General features: G+C 36.1%; 2 protein-coding genes and 2 pseudogenes. All 4 read left to right on the forward strand.

Going from position 1 to position 1144, the window contains the following annotated elements; genetic code table 11:
- Positions 1 to 111, forward strand: a pseudogene (locus tag KQI94_RS16865) (single-stranded DNA-binding protein); the annotation flags it as partial.
- Between the two features lie 23 nt (positions 112 to 134).
- A complete protein-coding gene (locus KQI94_RS16060; protein WP_002369774.1) occupies positions 135 to 719 on the forward strand; it encodes a thermonuclease family protein in 585 nt (194 codons plus the stop codon).
- Positions 716 to 964: a hypothetical protein gene (locus KQI94_RS16065; protein ID WP_002369773.1), complete on the forward strand. Its 249-nt coding sequence runs from the start codon at positions 716 to 718 to the stop codon at positions 962 to 964. The genes KQI94_RS16060 and KQI94_RS16065 overlap by 4 nt, the downstream gene beginning before the upstream one ends.
- Positions 965 to 1066: 102 nt before the next feature.
- Positions 1067 to 1144 (forward strand): annotated as a pseudogene (locus KQI94_RS16870) (type II toxin-antitoxin system antitoxin, RelB/DinJ family); the annotation flags it as partial.

Consider the following 1144-nt stretch of genomic DNA (forward strand, 5'->3'; position numbering starts at 1 on the left):
GAATCAAAAGAAACTGTACAAAATAGAGAACAAAAACAACAAATGCCAGAAATGGCGAACGCCGAACCGTTTTATGGTATGGATGATATGGAACCGCCTGCTTATCATTAAACTTTATCTGAAGGAGGGAGAAAATGAAAAAGTTAATCGGTAAAAAGTGGCTGCTGCTTACAGCAGTATCCACTTTTTTATTATCAGGATGCGTAAGTCTTGAACAAAAAGCACAGGATAGCGTAAAAGAAGTTACTGGAAATTTTACTCAAACGATCTCAAACGATCAACGTATACCAGCTGACTTTGTACGACACGTAGACGGTGACACAACGGTTTTGAGGATTGACGGAAAAGAACGAAAGGTTCGCTTTTTATTAATTGACACACCCGAGACGGTCAAACCAAACACAAAAGTTCAACCGTTTGGGTTGGAAGCTAGTAACCGCACAAAAGAGCTTTTGTCTACTGCTACAGAAATCACTTTTGAATATGATAAGGGCGATAAAACAGACCGCTACGGCCGAGCGTTGGGCTACATATTTGTAGATGGAACATTACTACAAAAAACGCTTGTGAGTGAAGGTTTAGCACGTGTGGCTTATGTAAAAGAGCCAAATACTAAGTACTTAGAAGAATTAGAGAAAGCGCAAGAACAAGCTAAAAGTCAGTTGATAGAAATTTGGAGCATTCCAGGATATGTGACAGAAAGGGGCTTTCAGCCATGAAAGATAGGATTTTAAAATCTACAGTACCAGGAGTAGGTGAAGTATGGAAGGTGAATGTGGAGAATGATGTGGAAGTAATTGTTGACCCAAAAGGTTTTTTAACTAAAGAACTGAAAGAAAGAGGATACAAATTTAAATGTACTTCACTTCCTTTGTTAGAGAAAGATTTTTCACCAATAACGAGAACAGACCACAATAGGAACACGTTACTACCCAGCATATACCATGGAGAAATTAATAATTAGCCGTTATGAATTATTGAAAGGTTTTAGTGAGAAATTATAACACAATATGTTGTTAATAACAACAAATTATGTTATAATTATATACATAAAGGAGGGATAAAGTTGGCTACTACAAAAAAGAAACCTATACATGTAAATGTTGATGAAAATTTAAAAGAAGAAGCAGAACAATTATTTGAT

It is taken from the genome of Enterococcus sp. S183_ASV_20 (assembly GCF_018919685.1).
GTDB classification, from domain to species: Bacteria; Bacillota; Bacilli; order Lactobacillales; family Enterococcaceae; genus Enterococcus; species Enterococcus faecalis.